Source organism: Pantoea vagans (assembly GCF_001506165.1).
Classification (GTDB): Bacteria; Pseudomonadota; Gammaproteobacteria; order Enterobacterales; family Enterobacteriaceae; genus Pantoea; species Pantoea vagans_C.
Genome location: NZ_CP011427.1, coordinates 3257480 through 3277234, shown reverse-complemented (window position 1 = coordinate 3277234; position 19755 = coordinate 3257480). Strand labels below are relative to the sequence as shown.

Below are 19755 nucleotides of genomic sequence, written 5' to 3'. Positions count from 1 at the left end.
GGGGGAATCATGGTATTCTCGGCAAAGTTTGGCTAAGGATTGAAGGCATGAAACTGGAAGATGGCTGGATCACCAGCGCGCGCAAAGTGCCCTCACCGCACTTCAATCAGCGTCCGGAATGCGAAATTCCGTCGCTGTTAATCATCCATAATATCAGTTTGCCGCCAGGCGAATTTGGCGGTCCGTGGATTGATCAATTGTTTACCGGGACCTTACCCCCGGATGCTCACCCCTATTTTGCCGATATCGCCCATTTACGCGTGGCGGCACACTGCCTGATTCGCCGTGATGGTGAACTGGTGCAGTACGTTTCTTTTGACCAGCGCGCCTGGCATGCTGGCGTTTCGCAGTTTGAAGGTCGAGAAAACTGTAATGATTTTTCGATGGGTATAGAGCTTGAAGGGACTGATACGCTGCCCTATACCGATGCACAATATGAGACTTTGCAGCAGGTTAGTGTCTTGCTGCTTCAGCATTATCCGCTGACGATGGATCGTATTACCGGTCACAGTGATATCGCACCGCAGCGTAAAACCGATCCCGGTCCCGCTTTTGACTGGATGCGCTATAAAGATGCTATCAGGCAGGAGAATCCTTGAAACCGCAGGAGCAGGTATGACGTTGTTTAGCTTGTTATTAGTTTTAGGTTGGGAGCGCCTTTTTAAATTGGGTGAGCACTGGCAACTGGATCATCGGTTGGAACCGCTGTTCCGTGGACGCCAGCGCTTCTCGCTGTTGCGCACGTTATTGATGACCCTCGTCGCCATGCTGATTGTCTGGCTGTTGGTCTGGAGCCTCAAAGGCATTCTGTTTGGCGTGGCGCAACTGGCTTTCTGGATTGTGGTGGGGCTGCTGTGCATCGGCGCGGGCTCGGTGCGTTTGCATTATCACAGCTACCTGAAAGCGGCGAGCCATGACGATGAAGCGGCGCATCAGGCCATGGCTGCCGAACTGACGCTGATTCATGGTGTGCCTGTTGAGTGCAGTGAGCGTGAATTCTTGCGTGAACTGCAGAATGCGTTGATCTGGATTAACTTCCGTTTCTACCTTGCTCCGCTGTTTTGGTTTGTGGTCGGTGGGCCATACGGCCCGGTTCTGCTGGTGGGATATGCTTTTCTGCGCGCCTGGCAGACCTGGCTGGCGAAACATCACTCGCCACTTGAGCGCGCGCAGTCAGGCGTCGATCGCGTCCTGCATGTGCTGGACTGGATCCCGGTACGCCTGGCAGGCGTGGCTTATGCGTTACTCGGTCATGGTGAGCGGGCATTGCCTGCGTGGTTCGCTTCGTTGAGCGATCGCCATCGTTCGCAATATCAAGTGCTGACCAGCCTGGCGCAGTTCTCACTGGCACGCGATCCGCACATGGACAAAGTTGAAACGCCACGTGTCGCCGTGGCGTTGGCAAAGCGTATTTCTCTGGTACTGGTTGTGGTCGTGGCACTGTTGACGATTTACGGCACGCTGGTGTGATCGGCTGGCGGCACGCCAAAATCCGGTGTGCCGTCTTCGCGCCATTCCAGGTACTTCAAACGCGTATGGCGGTTCGGATCCCATAACGGATCGCCCTCGATTTCGGTGTAGTTCCGTGCGTGATACACCAAAACATCTTTTCCTTGCTCATCAACTGTAAAGCTATTATGCCCCGGTCCATATTGTTGATTTTCCCAGCTGGTGGTGAAGACTGGACGCGCTGATTTCTGCCATGCGCTGTTGTCGAACGGGTCGGCCAGCGCATCAATACTCAACATGCCAAGGCAGTAATTTTCATCGGTCGCGCTGGCAGAGTAGGTCACAAACAAGCGATCGCCATGGCGGATAGCTGCTGGGCCTTCATTGACGCTAAATCCTGCGCACTCCCACTGATACTCTGGCCGGCTTAGCATCACGGGGGCGCTTTTTAAGGTCCAGGGGTTGAGTAATTCCGCCAGATAGAGGTTGGAATTACCGGGGATCGCGGGATCTTTTTGCGCCCACAGATACCAGTTTTTGCCTTGATGCACGAAATGTGTGGCATCAAGGGAGAAGGAGTCGAGGGGGGTAAACACGCGACGCGCGGGCTGCCAGCGACCCGAGAGCGGATCGCTGTCATCACACACCAGCGCGTACATACGATGTTGAAACAACCCGTCTTTAATGTCGCGCGTGGGAGCTGCGGCAAAATAGATCACCCACTGCCCATTAATATGATGGAGCTCAGGCGCCCAGATCAGTGCACTAAAAGGCCCGGTATCGGGTTTGTGCCATACCGTTACCGCTTCTGCCTCAATCAGGTCCGCTAACGTCTCTGCATAGCGAATTTCCAGGCGGTCATACTGCGGCACCGAGGCGACAAAATAGTAGCCTTGACCATGACGCAGAATAAAGGGATCGGCGCGTTGGGTAATAAAGGGATTTGGCCAGTTCATTTGATCTCTCCTGGAAGTGAGGTGGCAGACGGTGTGGCTTGAGAGGGTTCACGATGGCTTGCACGCCGAAGTGCAAGGTCATCCTGAATTGTGCGCATCAGTTGACGATCAACTTTCAGCAAGCGCACAACTCCTGCGGTGATGAGATAGCCGACACCGGGAATCACAGTGAACAGCAGCACAATGCCGTTAATGGCGGTCGGTGATTGCTGCTTCGCCCCAGCGTCATAGCCATAAATGGAGAGCAAGAAACCGACCATCGCACCTGCCACCGCCAGCCCCACTTTCAGGAAAAAGAGGTTGCCAGAGAAACTCATGCCCGTGATGCGTTTACCGGTTTTCCATTCGCCATAATCATCAACGTCCGCCATCAATGACCAGTGCAGAGGCGACGGGATCTGATGCAGGATATTCAGCAGGAAATAGGCGATGACCACCGCAACGGTTGCCTGTGGATCAATCCAATAGAAGCCACAGGAAAACAGCGCCAGCGCGATATTGATCCAAAAAAACACTTTCAGTTTGCACCAGCGATCGGTAAGGACTTTAGCCAGCGTACTGCCTAACATCATGCCCACCACGCCCAGGCTGATAAACAGCGTAGCGAAGTGCGTGGATTGCCCCATCACCCAAATGACGTAGTACATGGTGGCCGCCATGCGGATAAAACCGGGGCATACGTTACAGAAGGTCAGCAGCAAAATACGTACCCATTGGTCGTTCTTCCACACGTCGCGCAGATCTTTTTTCAGGTCATCATTATTCGGCACTGCCGGACGAATACGTTCGCGCACGGTGGCAAAACAGAACAGAAACATGGCCAGGCCAATCAGCGCCAGTACACTCATCGCCATTTGATAGCCGCGCGCTTTGTTGTCCCCTCCGAACCACTCGGCCATGGGCAAAATGGAGAGTGACAGGATCAGTGTGGCTACACCCACCATGACAAACCGATAGGACTGACAAGAGACGCGTTCACGCGGATCGTTAGTGATCACCCCGCCCAGAGAGCAGTAAGGGATGTTGATTGCCGTGTAGGTGAGCGACATCAGGAAGTAGGTGACAAATGCCCAGATGACTTTGTTTTCGTAGCTCCAGTCCGGTGTGGTGAACATCAGTACGCTGAACAGGACATAGGGTACTGACACCCATAACAGCCACGGGCGGAAACGGCCCCAGCGGCTTTGTGTGCGGTCCGCTATCGCACCCATGATGGGGTCGGTCACCGCATCCAGCACGCGCACAGAAAGCAGAAGGGTGCCGACCAGCGCCGGGGCGAGGCCAAACACGTCGGTGTAGAAATAGTTAAGGAACAGCATGATGGCACCGCCGATCATGTTGCATCCGGCATCGCCCATGCCATATCCCAGTTTCTCCCTGAACGAGAGGGCGGCTCCTTTCATTGTTCGTCTCCATCTGCAAGGTGAGACGAAATTATTAGCGTTAAATCAGTAACATGGTGGGGAGGATTTGGTTACGTAGATGGACAAAACAGGTGGGCGGAGAAAAGTGTGAGGCAGATCAGAAGAACTGCCCGGTGACGGGACACCGGGCAGAGACAAACATTAGGCTTTTTGTACTTTATTCTTGATGGCGTAACCCACAGCCAGGATCACCAGCCAGACCGGAATCAGCCAGACAGAGATCGCCATACCTGGGGTCATGACCATGATGACCAGTACTGCCGCCAAAAACAGCAAGCAGATCCAGTTCCCCAGCGGATAGAGCACCGCTTTAAAGCGCGTGGTCACACCTTGTTGGTCTTTCTTCTTACGGAATTTCATATGAGCGAGGCTGATCATTGCCCAGTTGATCACCAGCGCAGACACCACCAGCGACATCAACAGGCCAAAGGCTTCACCTGGCATCAGGTAGTTGATCAGTACACACAAAGCGGTTGCCACCGCGGAGACCATAATAGTGGCTACCGGTACGCCGCGACGGTCAACGTTTAACAGCGCTTTCGGGGCGTTACCCTGCTGTGCTAAGCCGAACAACATTCGGCTGTTGCAGTATACGCAGCTGTTATAGACCGACAGCGCAGCCGTCAGAATCACCACGTTCAGCGCGTTGGCGACCAGCGCATCACCCAGTTCATGGAAGATCAGCACGAACGGGCTGGTGTCTGCCGTTACACGCGTCCATGGCAGCAGTGAAAGCAAAACAGCCAGTGAACCGATGTAGAAGATCAGAATACGCCACAGCACTTGGTTGGTGGCTTTAGGAATGCTCTCCTGAGGATTATCCGCTTCTGCCGCCGTGATACCGACCAGTTCAAGACCACCGAAGGAGAACATGATGATGGCCATCATCATCACCAGTCCAGACCAGCCATTTGGCATAAAGCCGCCCTGTTCCCACAGGTTGCGAACGGTGGCTTGTGGACCGGCGTGACCGCCAAACAGTAACCAGGCACCGAACAGGATCATGCCGACAACTGCCACAACTTTAATAATGGCGAACCAGAACTCCATCTCACCAAACACTTTAACGTTGGTCAGGTTAATGGCGTTAATCACCACGAAGAAGATGGCGGCACTGGCCCAGGTGGGAAATTCGGGATACCAGAACTGAATGTATTTACCGACGGCGCTTAATTCGGCCATGGCAACCAGCACATACAGCACCCAGTAGTTCCAGCCAGAGGCGAAACCGGCGAAGTTGCCCCAGTACTTATAAGCGAAGTGGCTGAAGCTACCGGCAACCGGCTCTTCTACGACCATTTCGCCCAGCTGACGCATAATCAGAAAGGCAATAAAACCGGCAATGGCATAACCCAGAATCACGGCCGGGCCGGCCGATTTAATCACTGATGCGCTGCCCAGAAACAGACCGGTACCCACGGCACCGCCCAGCGCAATAAGCTGAATATGGCGATTTTTCAGGCCGCGATGCAGCGACTCGCCATGCTGTTGTTCCATACAAACCTCGTGATGTTGTTATTGTGCACCTGCAGTGCGCGCACTGTAAGGCTGTTTTTACCTAATGTATTCTTTTCTTTACGGTATCTGGCGTGCTGTGTGCATGTCCCGGCTACCATGGCGTCCAGAATAGTGATAAGCGCGCCGCTTTGCACCTGCTTTTGCTTTTTGTGCTGAGAGATGGCTGAAAAAGCAGCAGTATCCTCTGTGGAGCACCCAAGATATTTCTGACATGAATAAACAATAAACACGAATAGCTTTGCCTTATGGTTTAGCGACGCTGCAACGGCTAACCCTGTGTAAGGTTTAGTAAAAGTGAAATCTGTTAACAATTCACTTTGCCGGCAAATTTATGCCTTTAACACGGTGAGTTAGCGTGCGGCAACAGCGATATACCCTTGAAGTGTGATGGGGGCCATATAGACACAAGGTGAATACTTTGTTACTTTACGGGCACTATTTTTCAATTGGTATTACCAATTTACTCCGGACGTTTGGCTGATAAGAAGGGAAGATGGCTTACAGTAAAATTCGCCAACCCAAGCTCTCCGATGCGATTGAGCAACAGCTGGAGTCCCTCATTATGGAGGGGACACTTCAGCCGGGTGAAAAGCTGCTCCCCGAACGCGAACTGGCGAAACAGTTCGATGTCTCACGTCCATCCCTGCGCGAAGCGATCCAGAGCCTTGAAGCCAAAGGCCTGCTGCTGCGCCGTCAGGGCGGTGGTACCTTCGTGCAAACGAATCTCTGGCAGAGCATGAGTGACCCGCTGGTCAGTCTGCTTGCTGAGCATCCAGAATCTCAGTTTGACCTGTTGGAAACCCGTCACGCACTGGAAGGTGTGGCTGCGTATTACGCCGCGCTGCGTGGCACAGATGAAGATTTGCAGCGTATCCGTGACTGCCATGTTCATATTCAGCAGGCACAGGACAGTGGCGATCTGGATGCCGAGGCCGATGCAGTGATGAAGTATCAGATCGCTGTCACAGAAGCCGCTCATAATGTGGTGCTGTTGCATTTGCTGCGCTCTATGGGCCCTATGCTGGAACAAAACGTTCGCCAGAATTTTGAATTGCTCTACGCTCGCCGGGAAATGCTGGCGAAAGTGAGTGGTCACCGCGCCAGTATTTTTGAGGCGATTGTGGCTCGTGAGCCAGAACAAGCGCGCGAGGCATCTCATCGTCACCTGGCGTTCATTGAGGAAATCTTGCTGGACAGAAGTCGGGAGCAGAGTCGTCGTGAACGCTCCCTGCGTCGTTTACAGCAACGTAAGGAATAACGCACGGCAACGAACGTGCGGAAAACAAACGACGGACCTGTCTTCTTGTGCTGTGAATAAGAAGCAAAGCACAAGCAGACAGGCTCCTGATAATTCAACGTATTAGACACAGATAAGGAACACACCCCATGTCAGAACGTTTACAGAATGACGTGGATCCGATCGAAACTCGTGACTGGCTACAGGCGATCGAATCGGTCATCCGTGAAGAAGGTGTTGAGCGTGCGCAGTATCTGCTTGATCAGGTATTGAACACAGCACGCAAAGGTGGCGTTAAAGTCGCTGGCGGTGCTTCTGCAATCAGCAACTACATTAACTCTATTGCTGTTGAAGATGAACCGGACTATCCGGGCAACACCTCTCTTGAACGTCGTATCCGTTCCGCAATTCGCTGGAACGCCATCATGTCGGTGCTGCGTGCGTCGAAGAAAGATCTGGAGCTGGGCGGTCACCTCTCATCTTTCCAGTCTTCTGCCACCATTTATGAAGTGTGTTTTAACCACTTCTTCCGTGCGCGCAGTGATAAAGACGGCGGCGATCTGGTTTACTTCCAGGGTCACATTTCTCCGGGCATCTACTCACGTGCTTTCCTTGAAGGCCGTCTGACTGAAGAGCAGATGAACAACTTCCGTCAGGAAGTTCACGGTAAAGGTCTGTCTTCTTACCCGCACCCGAAACTGATGCCAGATTTCTGGCAGTTCCCGACCGTATCAATGGGTCTGGGTCCGTTGAATGCGATCTATCAGGCGAAGTTCCTGAAGTATCTGGAACACCGTGGCCTGAAAGACACCTCAAACCAGACCGTTTATGCCTTCCTGGGTGACGGTGAAATGGATGAGCCAGAATCTAAAGGTGCGATCACCATCGCCACCCGTGAGAAGCTGGACAACCTGGTGTTCATCATCAACTGTAACCTGCAGCGTCTGGATGGTCCGGTCACCGGTAACGGTAAGATCATCAACGAGCTGGAAGGCATCTTCGCGGGTGCAGGCTGGAACGTGATCAAAGTGATCTGGGGCGCGCGTTGGGATGAACTGCTGAAGCAGGACACCAGCGGCAAGCTGATCCAGCTGATGAACGAAACCGTTGATGGCGATTACCAGACCTTCAAATCCCGTGATGGCGCATACGTGCGTGAACACTTCTTCGGTAAATATCCGGAAACGGCTGCGCTGGTAAAAGACTGGTCAGACGAAGAGATCTTCGCCCTGAACCGTGGCGGTCACGATCCGAAGAAAATCTACGCGGCACTGAAAAAAGCGCAGGACACCAAAGGTCAGCCGACTCTGATCCTGGCACATACCATCAAAGGTTATGGTATGGGTGACACCGCGGAAGGTAAAAACATCGCGCACCAGGTGAAGAAGATGAACATGGATGGCGTTCGCTACATCCGCGATCGCTTCAATGTGCCAGTGGCTGACGATAAGATCGAATCCCTGCCTTACGTCACCTTCGAGAAAGGTTCCGACGAGTACAACTATCTGCACGGTCAGCGCGAGAAGCTGGGTGGCTATCTGCCAACGCGTCAGGCGGAATTCAGCGAGAAGCTGGAAATGCCGACGCTGGAAGAGTTCAAGCCGCTGCTGGAAGAGCAGAACAAAGAGATCTCGACCACCATTGCCTTCGTGCGTGCGTTGAACGTGATGCTGAAGAACAAGTCGATCAAAGATCGTCTGGTGCCAATCCTTGCGGATGAAGCACGTACCTTCGGTATGGAAGGTCTGTTCCGTCAGATTGGTATCTACAGCCCGAACGGCCAGCAATACACCCCGCAGGACCGTGAGCAGGTTGCTTACTATAAAGAAGACGAGAAAGGCCAGATTCTGCAGGAAGGGATCAACGAGCTGGGCGCAGGTTCATCCTGGCTGGCGGCGGCGACCTCTTACAGCACCAACAACCTGCCGATGATTCCGTTCTACATCTATTACTCAATGTTCGGCTTCCAGCGTATCGGCGATCTGATGTGGCTGGCGGGCGACCAACAGGCACGCGGCTTCCTGGTCGGCGGTACCTCTGGTCGTACGACGCTGAACGGCGAAGGTCTGCAGCATGAAGATGGTCACAGCCACATTCAGTCGCTGACTATCCCGAACTGTATCTCTTACGATCCGTCTTACGCGTACGAAGTGGCTGTCATCATGCAGGATGGCCTGGTGCGTATGTATGGCGAAGCGCAGGAAAACATCTACTACTACATCACCACGCTGAACGAAAACTACCACATGCCTGCGATGCCGCAGGGTGCGGAAGAGGGTATCCGTAAGGGTATCTACAAGCTGGAAACGGTAGCAGGTAGCAAAGGTAAAGTGCAGCTGCTGGGTTCAGGTTCTATCCTGCGTCACGTGCGTGAAGCGGCACAGATTCTGGCTAACGACTACGGCATCGGTTCTGATGTGTATAGCGTCACCTCGTTCACTGAACTGGCACGTGATGGCCAGGATTGTGAGCGCTGGAACATGCTGCATCCGACTGAAGCACCGCGCGTTCCTTACATCGCTCAGGTGATGAACGAAGCGCCTGCAGTGGCCTCAACCGACTACATGAAGCTGTTCGCTGAACAGGTTCGCAGCTACGTTCCAGCCAGCGACTATCGCGTACTGGGTACGGATGGCTTCGGTCGTTCTGACAGCCGTGAAAACCTGCGTCACCACTTCGAAGTGGATGCATCATACGTGGTTGTTGCTGCACTGGGTGAACTGGCTAAACGCGGCGAAATCGATAAGAAAGTGGTGGCGGATGCGATCACTAAGTTCAATATCGATGCCGATAAAGTTAACCCGCGTCTGGCTTAAGAGGTAAGAGAGTAATGGCTATCGAAATTAACGTACCAGATATCGGGTCAGACGAAGTTGAAGTCACCGAAATCCTGGTGAAGGTAGGCGACAAAGTTGAAGCTGAACAGTCGCTCATCACCGTGGAAGGCGATAAAGCCTCAATGGAAGTGCCTTCGCCGAAGGCTGGCGTAGTGAAAGAGATCAAGATCGCCACCGGTGACAAAGTGAATACCGGTTCACTGATCATGATCTTCGACGCAGAAGGCGCGGCGGCTGCACCGGCAGCAGAAGAGAAAAAAGCCGAAGCGGCGCCAGCCCCAGCGGCGGCTGCGGTCAGCAAAGAAGTCAACGTGCCTGACATCGGCGGTGATGAAGTTGAAGTCACTGAGATCCTGGTGAAAGTTGGCGACAAAGTTGAAGCGGAACAATCACTGATCACCGTTGAAGGCGACAAGGCTTCAATGGAAGTCCCTGCACCGTTCGCGGGCGTGGTGAAAGAGATCAAAATCGCCACTGGCGATAAAGTGAATACCGGTTCGCTGATCATGATCTTCGAAGCGGAAGGTGCCGCTCCGGCTGCCGCACCAGCAGCGAAGCAGGAAGCGGCTCCAGCTGCAGCCCCTGCAGCTGCGGGTGGCGCGAAAGACGTGAACGTGCCTGACATCGGCGGCGATGAAGTTGAAGTCACTGAAGTGCTGGTAAAAGTGGGCGACAAAGTCACCGCTGAACAGTCACTGATCGTGGTTGAAGGCGACAAAGCATCGATGGAAGTGCCTGCGCCATTCGCCGGTACTGTAAAAGAACTGAAAGTGTCCACGGGCGACAAAGTCAGCACCGGTTCACTGATCATGGTGTTTGAAGTCGAAGGCGCTGCGCCTGCTGCTGCGGCACCTGCGGCGAAACAGGAAGCGGCTCCAGCACCGGCAGCGGCGAAACCTGCGGCTGCTCCAGCGGCTAAAGCGGACGCGAAAGGCGAGTTTGCTGAGAACGATGCTTACGTGCACGCCACGCCAGTGATTCGTCGTCTGGCACGCGAGTTCGGTGTCAACCTGGCGAAAGTCAAAGGCACTGGCCGTAAAGGTCGCATTCTGAAAGAAGACGTGCAGTCTTACGTGAAAGATGCGGTGAAACGTGCGGAAGCAGCACCGGCTGCTGCGGCAAGCGGCGGAAGCCTGCCAGGCTTGCTGCCTTGGCCGAAAGTAGACTTCAGCAAGTTTGGTGAAGTTGAAGAAGTGGAACTGGGCCGTATCCAGAAAATCTCGGGTGCCAACCTGAGCCGTAACTGGGTGGTTATCCCACACGTTACGCACTTCGATAAGACCGATATCACCGATCTGGAAGCATTCCGTAAGCAGCAGAACGCTGAAGCGGAAAAACGTAAGCTGGATGTGAAGTTCACCCCGGTGGTGTTCATCATGAAAGCTGTTGCGGCCGCGCTGGAGCAGATGCCACGTTTCAACAGTTCTCTGTCTGAAGATGCACAGAAACTGACGCTGAAGAAATACATCAACATCGGTGTGGCGGTGGATACGCCAAACGGTCTGGTGGTTCCAGTGTTCAAAGATGTGAATAAGAAAGGCATCACTGAACTGTCGCGTGAACTGATGGCGATTTCTAAGAAAGCGCGTGATGGCAAGCTGACCGCCAGCGATATGCAGGGCGGTTGCTTCACCATCTCCAGCCTGGGTGGCTTGGGTACCACGCACTTTGCGCCAATTGTTAATGCGCCGGAAGTGGCTATCCTCGGTGTTTCCAAGTCAGCGATGGAGCCGGTGTGGAACGGTAAAGAGTTTGAGCCGCGTCTGATGATGCCAATCTCACTCTCCTTCGACCACCGCGTGATCGACGGTGCAGATGGTGCGCGCTTTATCACCATCATCAATAACACACTGTCCGACATTCGCCGTCTGGTGATGTGAAGTTAACCAAGGCCGGCAAATGCCGGCCTTGTTGTAAGCATTCAGAGTTGCCGCGGTTGGCAGTTTATTAACAATTCTGTAAACTCTTGCGGTGAAATGTCCCGGTGGATAAAGGGCATGCGGAGCCTGGGACGGGCTCGCTTTTGACCGCCGGCAATCTAATAAGAGGTCATGATGAGTACAGAGATTAAAACTCAAGTCGTGGTACTTGGGGCAGGTCCTGCAGGTTACTCTGCAGCCTTCCGTTGCGCTGATTTAGGTCTGGAAACCGTAATCGTTGAGCGTTACAGCACCCTCGGTGGTGTTTGTCTGAACGTGGGCTGTATCCCGTCAAAAGCGCTGCTGCACGTTGCGAAAGTGATTGAAGAAGCGAAAGCGCTGGAAGAGCACGGTATCGTGTTTGGCCAGCCGCAAACTGACATCAACAAAATTCGTTCCTGGAAAGAGAAGGTTATCACCCAACTGACTGGCGGTCTGGCCGGTATGGCCAAAGGCCGTAAAGTGAAAGTGGTTACCGGTCTGGGTAAATTCACCGGTGCGAATACGCTGGTGGTGGAAGGTGAGGGTGGCGCAACCACCATCAACTTCGACAACGCGATTATCGCGGCGGGTTCTCGCCCAATCGAACTGCCATTCATCCCACACCATGATCCACGTGTATGGGATTCAACTGACGCGCTGGAACTGAAAGAAGTGCCTAAGCGCCTGCTGGTGATGGGTGGTGGGATTATCGGCCTGGAGATGGGTACCGTTTACCATGCGCTGGGTTCAGAGATCGACGTGGTTGAGATGTTTGACCAGGTTATCCCTGCTGCTGATAAAGACGTAGTGAAAGTGTTCACCAAACGTATCAGCAAGAAATTCAACCTGATGCTGGAGACCAAAGTCACCTCTGTTGAAGCGAAAGATGATGGTATCTACGTATCAATGGAAGGTAAAAAAGCCCCTGCAGAAGCGCAGCGTTACGACGCCGTGCTGGTGGCCATTGGCCGTGTACCAAACGGTAAAGGCCTGGATGCGGGTAAAGCGGGCGTTGAAGTGGACGATCGCGGTTTCATCCGTGTCGACAAGCAGCTGCGCACTAACGTGCCTCACATCTTTGCAATCGGCGATATCGTTGGTCAGCCAATGCTGGCGCACAAAGGTGTGCACGAAGGCCACGTGGCGGCAGAAGTTATCTCTGGTCTGAAGCACTACTTCGACCCGAAAGTGATTCCTTCTATCGCGTACACCGAGCCAGAAGTTGCATGGGTAGGTTTGACCGAGAAAGAAGCTAAAGAGAAAGGCATCAGCTACGAAGTGTCCACCTTCCCGTGGGCAGCCTCTGGCCGTGCGATTGCTTCTGACTGTGCAGATGGCATGACCAAACTGATCTTCGACAAAGAGACTCACCGTGTGATCGGTGGTGCAATTGTCGGCACCAACGGCGGCGAGCTGTTGGGTGAGATCGGTCTGGCGATCGAAATGGGCTGTGATGCAGAAGACATCGCACTGACCATTCATGCCCACCCAACGCTGCATGAGTCTGTTGGCCTGGCGGCTGAAGTGTTTGAAGGTAGCATTACTGACCTGCCAAACCCTAAAGCGAAAAAGAAATAAGTTTTTGCGGTAAATAGAAAAACGGCTCCTTTTAGGAGCCGTTTTTTATTATAAGAACAATGTATTTTGAATATCGACTTCATAGTCACTTACCTCTTGCATTAGCACGAGCGAGCGACTAACCTGACATTTCTTACGTGTAGGGTAGTCGGCTCGCTCGCAGGGATAATTAACATTGACTCTGCGAGCAAACTCTCCACAACCTACCTCTAAATAACTATGCTTAAGGCAGATTGCCTCAAGCGCCCGCAGGCAGTCTACGCGATTTTATTTATATTTCACGCATCCATTTTGTTTATTTTTAATTTATTACTTCATTGTTAGTGGTTTCTGTTATTTGTTTTTTTAAATATTTATCTTAATATGTTTTCGTTGTTTTTTATCCAGTCTATAAAATGCCTGAGTGGCGCTGAAATATATTTCCTGCTGGGGTAGTAAAGCCAGAATCCCTCTTCAACTTGCGTATATTCAGTGAGAATCTCAATTAACTCTCCACTCGCCAGCGCATTATTGACGGCATCCTGATGTATAAAAGCGATGCCCAATCCAGCCCGTGCTGCTTGTAGAATGCGATCATTATTATCCAGTACCAGCGAGCCTTTTACCGCGACTTCCTGTTTACGGCCGTCCTGCCAAAATTCCCAACGATAACGCCGCCCGCTGGGAAAGCGTCGCTCAATGCAGGGGAAGTGTAATAACTCGGCAGGGGATTGGGGGATGCCATGCTGAGCAAGGAAATCCGGGCTGGCGACGGCCAGCGCGCGCATGGGGTGGCCAAAGGGCACGGCGATCATGTCCTGCGCCAGCACATCACCATAGCGTACACCGGCATCAAAGCCCGCTTCCACGATATCGACCAACGCGTCATTGCTGTCGATCTCCAGCGTAATCTCGGGATAGCGTTGCACAAACGGCAGTATCAAAGACGGGAAGAACAGTGCTTCTGCTGATCGTGGCATACTGATACGCAGTATCCCGCCCGGTTCTTCACGCCAGTCATTCAACTCATCCACCGCCTGCGACAAATCGGCTAACGCGGGCTGAATGCGCAGCAAAAAGCGCTCGCCTGCTGTTGTCAGCGCGACTTTGCGCGTGGTGCGCGTGAGTAAGCGGACGCCCAGGCGCGCTTCAAAATGGCGCATGGCATGGCTCAAGCTGGAGGGCGTGACGTTGCGCTCCTCGGCGGCTTTGCGAAAGCTGAGATGCTGTGCAATTGCGGCAAACATCTCCAGTTCCTGCAGGGTGGCTCGGTATTTATTCATTGCTGAGTTTTACTCACTAAATCAACGAAAATAGCGCAATTGTTGTGGTAATTGCTGAGGTTTATAACATTAACACCGAAAGCAAAGAGGATGGAACAATGCAACAGCGTCAATTGGGCAGTCAGGGATTAATGGTTTCAGCACTGGGTTTGGGATGCATGGGCATGAGTTTCGCCTATGGGCAAAATGATGAAAAACAGGCGCTGGATACCTTGGCAAGGGCGTTTGAGTTGGGGGTGAATTTCCTCGATACCGCAGAAGTTTACGGTCCTTTCACCAATGAGACACTGCTGGCGAAAGCGATTAAGGGACGTCACGATATTAAAGTGGCGACCAAATTTGGTTTTCGCATTACTGAACATGGCGAGGGCTGGGAGCGCATTACCGGTGCAAACAGCGAACCGGCGCATATTCGCCGTGCCGTTGAAGGTTCACTACAGCGACTGGGCGTTGAAACCATTGAACTGCTCTATCAGCATCGTATCGATCCCGCCGTGCCGATTGAAGACGTTGTCGGTGTGATGGCCGACCTGGTGCGGGAAGGCAAAGTGAAATATCTCGGATTGTCCGAAGTCTCCTCTGCCACGTTGCGTCGGGCACAGTCAGTGCATCCTATTTCGGCTTTGCAGAGTGAATATTCGCTGTGGACACGCGATCCGGAAGAAGAGATCCTCGCCACCTGCCGTGAACTCAATATTGGATTTGTACCTTATAGCCCGCTGGGTCGTGGCTTCCTCACCGGAAAATTCCCGGCCGCAGCCACGTTGGCAGAGGATGATTTTCGTCGCGGATTACCGCGTTTCCAGCAGGATGCACAGGCACATAACCAAAAGTTGGTGAACCAGTTATCAGAGATGGCTGCAGGTTATGACGCTACGGCGGCACAGTTGGCGCTGGCATGGGTACTGGCGAAAGGTGATGATATTGTGCCGATTCCAGGTGCCAGCAAAATTGTCAACCTGGAACAAAACTGTGCTGCGGCGTCATTGGTGTTGCAAGCAACGGATATCACGGCGCTGGATGCGCTGTTTGATGCGAAAAATATTCAAGGCGAGCGCTACACCGCCAACGAATTCAGCATGGTCGATCGCTAATCTTTCTCTCTGCACTGATCAAAAGCAGGCACCGGTTGCCTGCTTTTTTTATGTGATCCCGCTCAACAGCCAGATAAATCTGCTAATTAACGCGCGGATGTTGCTTTTTTGTAAACAGATTAACAATCAGCCGAAATGCTGCTATGCTGGCCGACGCGGAACCGGGCACCTCACCCTACTGTTTGACAGCTCAAGGGGTGCACCGGAAAGCTATACAATGAGAGCGAGGAGAACGTCGTGCTAGAAGAATACCGTAAGCACGTTGCCGAGCGTGCTGCCCAGGGAATCGTACCTAAGCCGTTAGATGCATCCCAAATGGCCGCGCTGGTTGAACTGCTGAAAAACCCGCCAGCGGGTGAAGAAGAATTCCTGACCGACTTATTGGTCAACCGTGTCCCGCCAGGTGTTGATGAAGCGGCGTATGTCAAAGCCGGATTCCTGGCCGCAGTAGTTAAGGGCGAAGCCCTCTCTCCTCTGGTAACTCGTGAAAAAGCAGTTGAACTGCTGGGTACCATGCAAGGCGGCTATAACATCCATGCGTTGATTGAAGCACTGGATGACGAAGCGCTGGCCCCAATTGCCGCAGAAGCCCTGTCCCACACGCTGCTGATGTTCGATAACTTCTACGACGTCGATGAGAAAGCCAAAGCAGGCAACCCACACGCGAAAAAAATCATCCAGTCATGGGCTGATGCAGAGTGGTTCCTTAAGCGTCCTAAGCTGGCAGAAAAAATCACCACCACCGTGTTTAAAGTGACCGGCGAAACCAACACCGATGACCTCTCTCCGGCACCGGATGCATGGTCTCGCCCGGATATTCCACTGCACGCACTGGCGATGTTGAAAAACCCACGTGATGGTATCGAACCCGACGATGCTGGCAACATTGGGCCGATCAAACAGATCGAAGCATTGCAGAAAAAAGGCTTCCCGCTGACGTACGTTGGTGACGTGGTCGGCACCGGTTCTTCCCGTAAATCCGCGACCAACTCGGTGTTGTGGTTCATGGGCGATGACATTCCGTACGTGCCAAACAAAAAAGGCGGCGGTCTGTGTCTCGGCGGTAAAATTGCACCTATCTTCTTCAACACCATGGAAGATGCTGGCGCGCTGCCGATCGAAGTCGACGTTGATCGTCTGGAAATGGGCGATGTGATTGACGTTTACCCGTACAAAGGTGAAGTGCGCAATCATGAAACCAACGAACTGCTGGCGAGCTTCGAGCTGAAGACCGAAGTCCTGCTGGATGAAGTGCGTGCCGGTGGCCGTATTCCCCTGATCATCGGCCGTGGCCTGACCACCAAAGCGCGTGAGTCGCTGGGTCTGCCGCACAGCGATGTGTTTGTAAAAGCCAAAGATGTGGCGGAAAGCACCCGCGGTTACTCGCTGGCGCAGAAAATGGTTGGCCGTGCGTGCGGCGTAGAAGGGATTCGTCCTGGCGCATACTGCGAGCCGAAAATGACCTCGGTGGGTTCTCAGGATACCACCGGTCCAATGACCCGTGATGAACTGAAAGACCTGGCGTGCCTGGGCTTCTCTTCTGATCTGGTAATGCAGTCATTCTGCCATACCGCTGCTTATCCGAAGCCAGTGGATGTGACCACTCACCATACGCTGCCTGACTTCATCATGAACCGTGGCGGTGTCTCACTGCGTCCGGGCGATGGCGTTATCCACAGCTGGCTGAACCGTATGCTGCTGCCAGATACCGTTGGTACCGGTGGTGACTCACATACCCGTTTCCCAATCGGTATCTCCTTCCCGGCGGGTTCAGGTCTGGTGGCGTTTGCTGCTGCCACCGGCGTGATGCCACTGGATATGCCAGAATCAGTATTGGTGCGCTTTAAGGGTGAAATGCAGCCAGGTATCACTCTGCGTGATCTGGTGCATGCAATTCCACTGTATGCGATTAAAGCGGGCTTGCTGACCGTTGAGAAGAAAGGGAAGAAAAACATCTTCTCTGGCCGCGTGCTGGAAATTGAAGGTCTGCCAAAACTCAAAGTTGAGCAGGCTTTCGAACTGACCGATGCGTCTGCAGAGCGTTCTGCTGCAGGTTGTACCATCAAGCTGGATCAGGAGCCGATTATTGAGTATCTGAACTCAAACATCGTGCTGCTGAAGTGGATGATCTCTGAAGGTTACGGCGATCGTCGTACGCTAGAGCGCCGCGTTGAAGGCATGCAGAAATGGTTGGCGGATCCGCAATTGCTGGAAGGCGATGCGGATGCGGAATACGCTGCGGTGATCGAGATCGATCTGGCAGAAATCAAAGAGCCAATTCTATGTGCGCCGAACGACCCAGATGATGCGCGCTGGTTGTCTGATGTGCAGGGCGAGAAGATCGATGAAGTGTTTATCGGTTCTTGCATGACCAACATCGGTCACTTCCGTGCAGCAGGTAAACTGCTGGATGCGCACAAAGGTCAGTTGCCAACTCGCCTGTGGGTTGCGCCACCGACCAAGATGGATGCCGCACAGCTGACTGAAGAGGGCTACTACAGCGTCTTTGGTAAAAGTGGTGCGCGTATCGAAATCCCAGGTTGTTCACTGTGCATGGGTAACCAGGCGCGCGTGAAAGACGGTGCAACGGTGGTTTCCACCTCAACCCGTAACTTCCCGAACCGTTTGGGTACCGGCGCGAACGTCTTCCTGGCGTCAGCAGAACTGGCGGCAGTGGCTTCACTGCTCGGCAAACTGCCAACGCCAGACGAATACCAGCAGTTCATGGTGCAGGTTGATAAGACGGCGGCTGATACCTACCGCTACCTCAACTTTGACCAACTCGGTCAGTACACTGAGAAAGCTGATGGTGTGATCTTCCAGACCGCAGTTTAATCAGCGGCAGGAATGAGAAAAAGGGGCGATGTGAATCGTCCCTTTTTTATTGGTTCTTTTCTGGATAATTTTCCGAAAACGTCAATTTCATCATACTTTTTCGAATGATTAATAATAACTCATCATGATTAGTTTTATTGTGTTATTTCATTAATTGGTTTCGTCATTTCCGTTATAATTTATCAATGTAAGCAGTTTTAATTAAGGATATTGCTTGTTTATTGTTAAGTTTTATTGGTTGGGTGCAAAGGGCTTTTTTTTAATGAATCGAATTAACAAAGAAAAATTCTACTTAAAATCGATTTAGCGCAGATTAAATGCCATGGATAAGATCAAATTAAGGGTATAAATGCGTTTTAAGAATATTCCTATCTCCTCGCTATCTTATTTTTCATCACACGGTTATGTTTAAAAAAAGTGACAGCGGCCATTTGGCTTATGCACGCTTCACTTGCATAACGTCCCGATATTCAATAATCAAATCTTAATGCTTGTTTAAAGCTCGATCGGTTGCGATTGGGTCATGTTTAAGATTGTTTAATTGTTTCCAGATATCGCGGGCTCAACAACAATGCTGTCATTGTGTGGGGTCAAAATGGAATTCAAAACCGCCATCTATGCACTTACTATCGCAACTGTATTAACAACACCCTTGGCGGCCAGTGCCGCCGGTACGCTCACGGGCCAGGTGGGGATTCAAGTGGTGATTAGCGACGGTTGTACCGTCGGGAATAATGACTCAAGCGGGTCAACCAACAACTGGGGCTCAATTAATTTTGGCACCTATGCCGATCTCGCCAATATTATTGATGGCAGTGTATTAGGGTCTGACGGCAGCAGCAGCGTGACGGTCACCTGTACCAGTGGATTATCTCCGACATTAACGCTGGATGGCGGCCTCAACGGCAGCAGTACCCTGCGTAATATGACATCGGGCACCACGTTAATTCCTTATCGCCTCTATTCTGACTCCTCACGCAGCACTGAAATTGCTGTGAACGGCAGCGTGTCATTAACTGCCGACGGTACCGAACAGGATGTACCGATTTACGGCCGCATTTTGCCTTCGGACCAAAGCACCACTTCACCGGCTTCCGGCACCTATGTTGATACGGTCACGGCGACGTTAGCCTGGTAACACGGCGAGCGCCATGGGACGGCACCTTATCGCATGCCTCTGCTTATGGAGTTCGTGGCCCTGCTTTGCCAGCAGCACCACTGATAGTTTCCAGGTGATGGCTGCCATCACCAGCGGCTGCGCTTTTGGCAGCAATAGCAGCGCCAGTGCAGACTTCGGCACGCTGGATTTTGGCACGATGTCTGCCATCAGCACGCCTGTTGATGTGTCGAGCAGCAGTGGGGCGGGATCGATAGTGGTGACCTGCACGCCGGGCACTGCCATTACGCTGGCTTTGGACTACGGCGAACATGGCGGCAGTGCCAGTTCACGCTACCTGAGCAATGGCAGCGCCACTCTGGCTTATCAACTGTATCAGGATGCGGCACACACCACGGTGTGGGGCAGCGATGCGCTGGCGTATAGCGTGTCGTCGTTTCCTGATAGCACACAAACTTACACCATTTATGGACGCCTGTTTGCCACGTCGGGCTTGCCCGCTTCTGGCACTTACAGCGATACCGTAACTGTCACCTTGACCTACTGA

The 19755-nt window shown here is 52.7% G+C and carries 14 protein-coding genes; 10 read left to right on the top strand and 4 right to left on the bottom strand.

The features are described 5' to 3' along the window. Positions 1–47 precede the first annotated feature (47 nt). Positions 48–599, top strand: coding sequence for a 1,6-anhydro-N-acetylmuramyl-L-alanine amidase AmpD (gene ampD, locus LK04_RS15315; RefSeq protein ID WP_039329310.1), 552 nt, complete (start codon positions 48–50; stop codon positions 597–599). A gap of 16 nt (positions 600–615) precedes the next feature. Then, on the top strand, positions 616–1470 hold the full coding sequence (gene ampE / locus LK04_RS15310) for a beta-lactamase regulator AmpE (RefSeq protein WP_039329308.1): 855 nt from the start codon (positions 616–618) through the stop codon (positions 1468–1470). Here the strand turns inward: ampE and LK04_RS15305 are convergent. From LK04_RS15305 to aroP, 3 genes are all read right to left on the bottom strand, one after another. Then, positions 1452–2405 (bottom strand): family 43 glycosylhydrolase, encoded by a 954-nt coding sequence (locus LK04_RS15305; RefSeq protein ID WP_039329306.1) that lies wholly within the window; start codon positions 2403–2405, stop codon positions 1452–1454. The two genes, ampE and LK04_RS15305, sit on opposite strands and share 19 nt — an antisense overlap. Further along, on the bottom strand, positions 2402–3808 hold the full coding sequence (locus LK04_RS15300; RefSeq protein ID WP_059109810.1) for a glycoside-pentoside-hexuronide (GPH):cation symporter: 1407 nt from the start codon (positions 3806–3808) through the stop codon (positions 2402–2404). Before LK04_RS15300 ends, LK04_RS15305 begins: the two co-directional genes overlap by 4 nt. 162 nt (positions 3809–3970) lie before the next feature. Further along, entirely contained in the window at positions 3971–5326 is a 1356-nt protein-coding gene (aroP, locus tag LK04_RS15295) for an aromatic amino acid transporter AroP (RefSeq protein ID WP_039331328.1), read from the bottom strand. A 514-nt stretch (positions 5327–5840) separates the two neighbouring features. Here aroP and pdhR point away from each other — a divergent pair. The 4 genes from pdhR (at position 5841) to lpdA (ending at position 12900) form a co-directional block, all read left to right on the top strand. Further along, on the top strand, positions 5841–6605 hold the full coding sequence (pdhR, locus tag LK04_RS15285) for a pyruvate dehydrogenase complex transcriptional repressor PdhR (RefSeq protein WP_034829622.1): 765 nt from the start codon (positions 5841–5843) through the stop codon (positions 6603–6605). A gap of 128 nt (positions 6606–6733) precedes the next feature. Next, the gene (gene aceE / locus LK04_RS15280; RefSeq protein WP_039331323.1) at positions 6734–9400 is read left to right on the top strand and encodes a pyruvate dehydrogenase (acetyl-transferring), homodimeric type; all 2667 of its coding nucleotides are present in this window, start codon (positions 6734–6736) and stop codon (positions 9398–9400) included. A gap of 14 nt (positions 9401–9414) precedes the next feature. Further along, positions 9415–11301 carry a pyruvate dehydrogenase complex dihydrolipoyllysine-residue acetyltransferase gene (gene aceF / locus LK04_RS15275; protein ID WP_039331321.1) on the top strand — a complete coding sequence of 629 codons (1887 nt, stop codon included), beginning with the start codon at positions 9415–9417 and terminating at the stop codon, positions 11299–11301. A 174-nt stretch (positions 11302–11475) separates the two neighbouring features. Further along, a complete protein-coding gene (gene lpdA / locus LK04_RS15270) occupies positions 11476–12900 on the top strand; it encodes a dihydrolipoyl dehydrogenase (RefSeq protein ID WP_039331346.1) in 1425 nt (474 codons plus the stop codon). Between the two features lie 353 nt (positions 12901–13253). On the opposite strand, the gene LK04_RS15265 is transcribed toward lpdA, so the two are convergent. Then, complete coding sequence (locus LK04_RS15265) at positions 13254–14162, bottom strand: LysR family transcriptional regulator (protein ID WP_039331319.1); 909 nt, start codon at positions 14160–14162, stop codon at positions 13254–13256. A gap of 98 nt (positions 14163–14260) precedes the next feature. Between LK04_RS15265 and LK04_RS15260 the strand changes: the two genes are divergently transcribed. The 4 genes from LK04_RS15260 (at position 14261) to LK04_RS15245 (ending at position 19755) form a co-directional block, all read left to right on the top strand. Continuing rightward, positions 14261–15256 carry an aldo/keto reductase gene (locus LK04_RS15260; RefSeq protein ID WP_039331317.1) on the top strand — a complete coding sequence of 332 codons (996 nt, stop codon included), beginning with the start codon at positions 14261–14263 and terminating at the stop codon, positions 15254–15256. A gap of 237 nt (positions 15257–15493) precedes the next feature. Continuing rightward, a complete protein-coding gene (gene acnB, locus LK04_RS15255; protein ID WP_039331315.1) occupies positions 15494–18091 on the top strand; it encodes a bifunctional aconitate hydratase 2/2-methylisocitrate dehydratase in 2598 nt (865 codons plus the stop codon). Positions 18092–18686: 595 nt separating this feature from the next. Continuing rightward, entirely contained in the window at positions 18687–19229 is a 543-nt protein-coding gene (locus LK04_RS15250; protein WP_039331313.1) for a spore coat U domain-containing protein, read from the top strand. A gap of 13 nt (positions 19230–19242) precedes the next feature. Next, complete coding sequence (locus LK04_RS15245; RefSeq protein ID WP_039331311.1) at positions 19243–19755, top strand: spore coat U domain-containing protein; 513 nt, start codon at positions 19243–19245, stop codon at positions 19753–19755.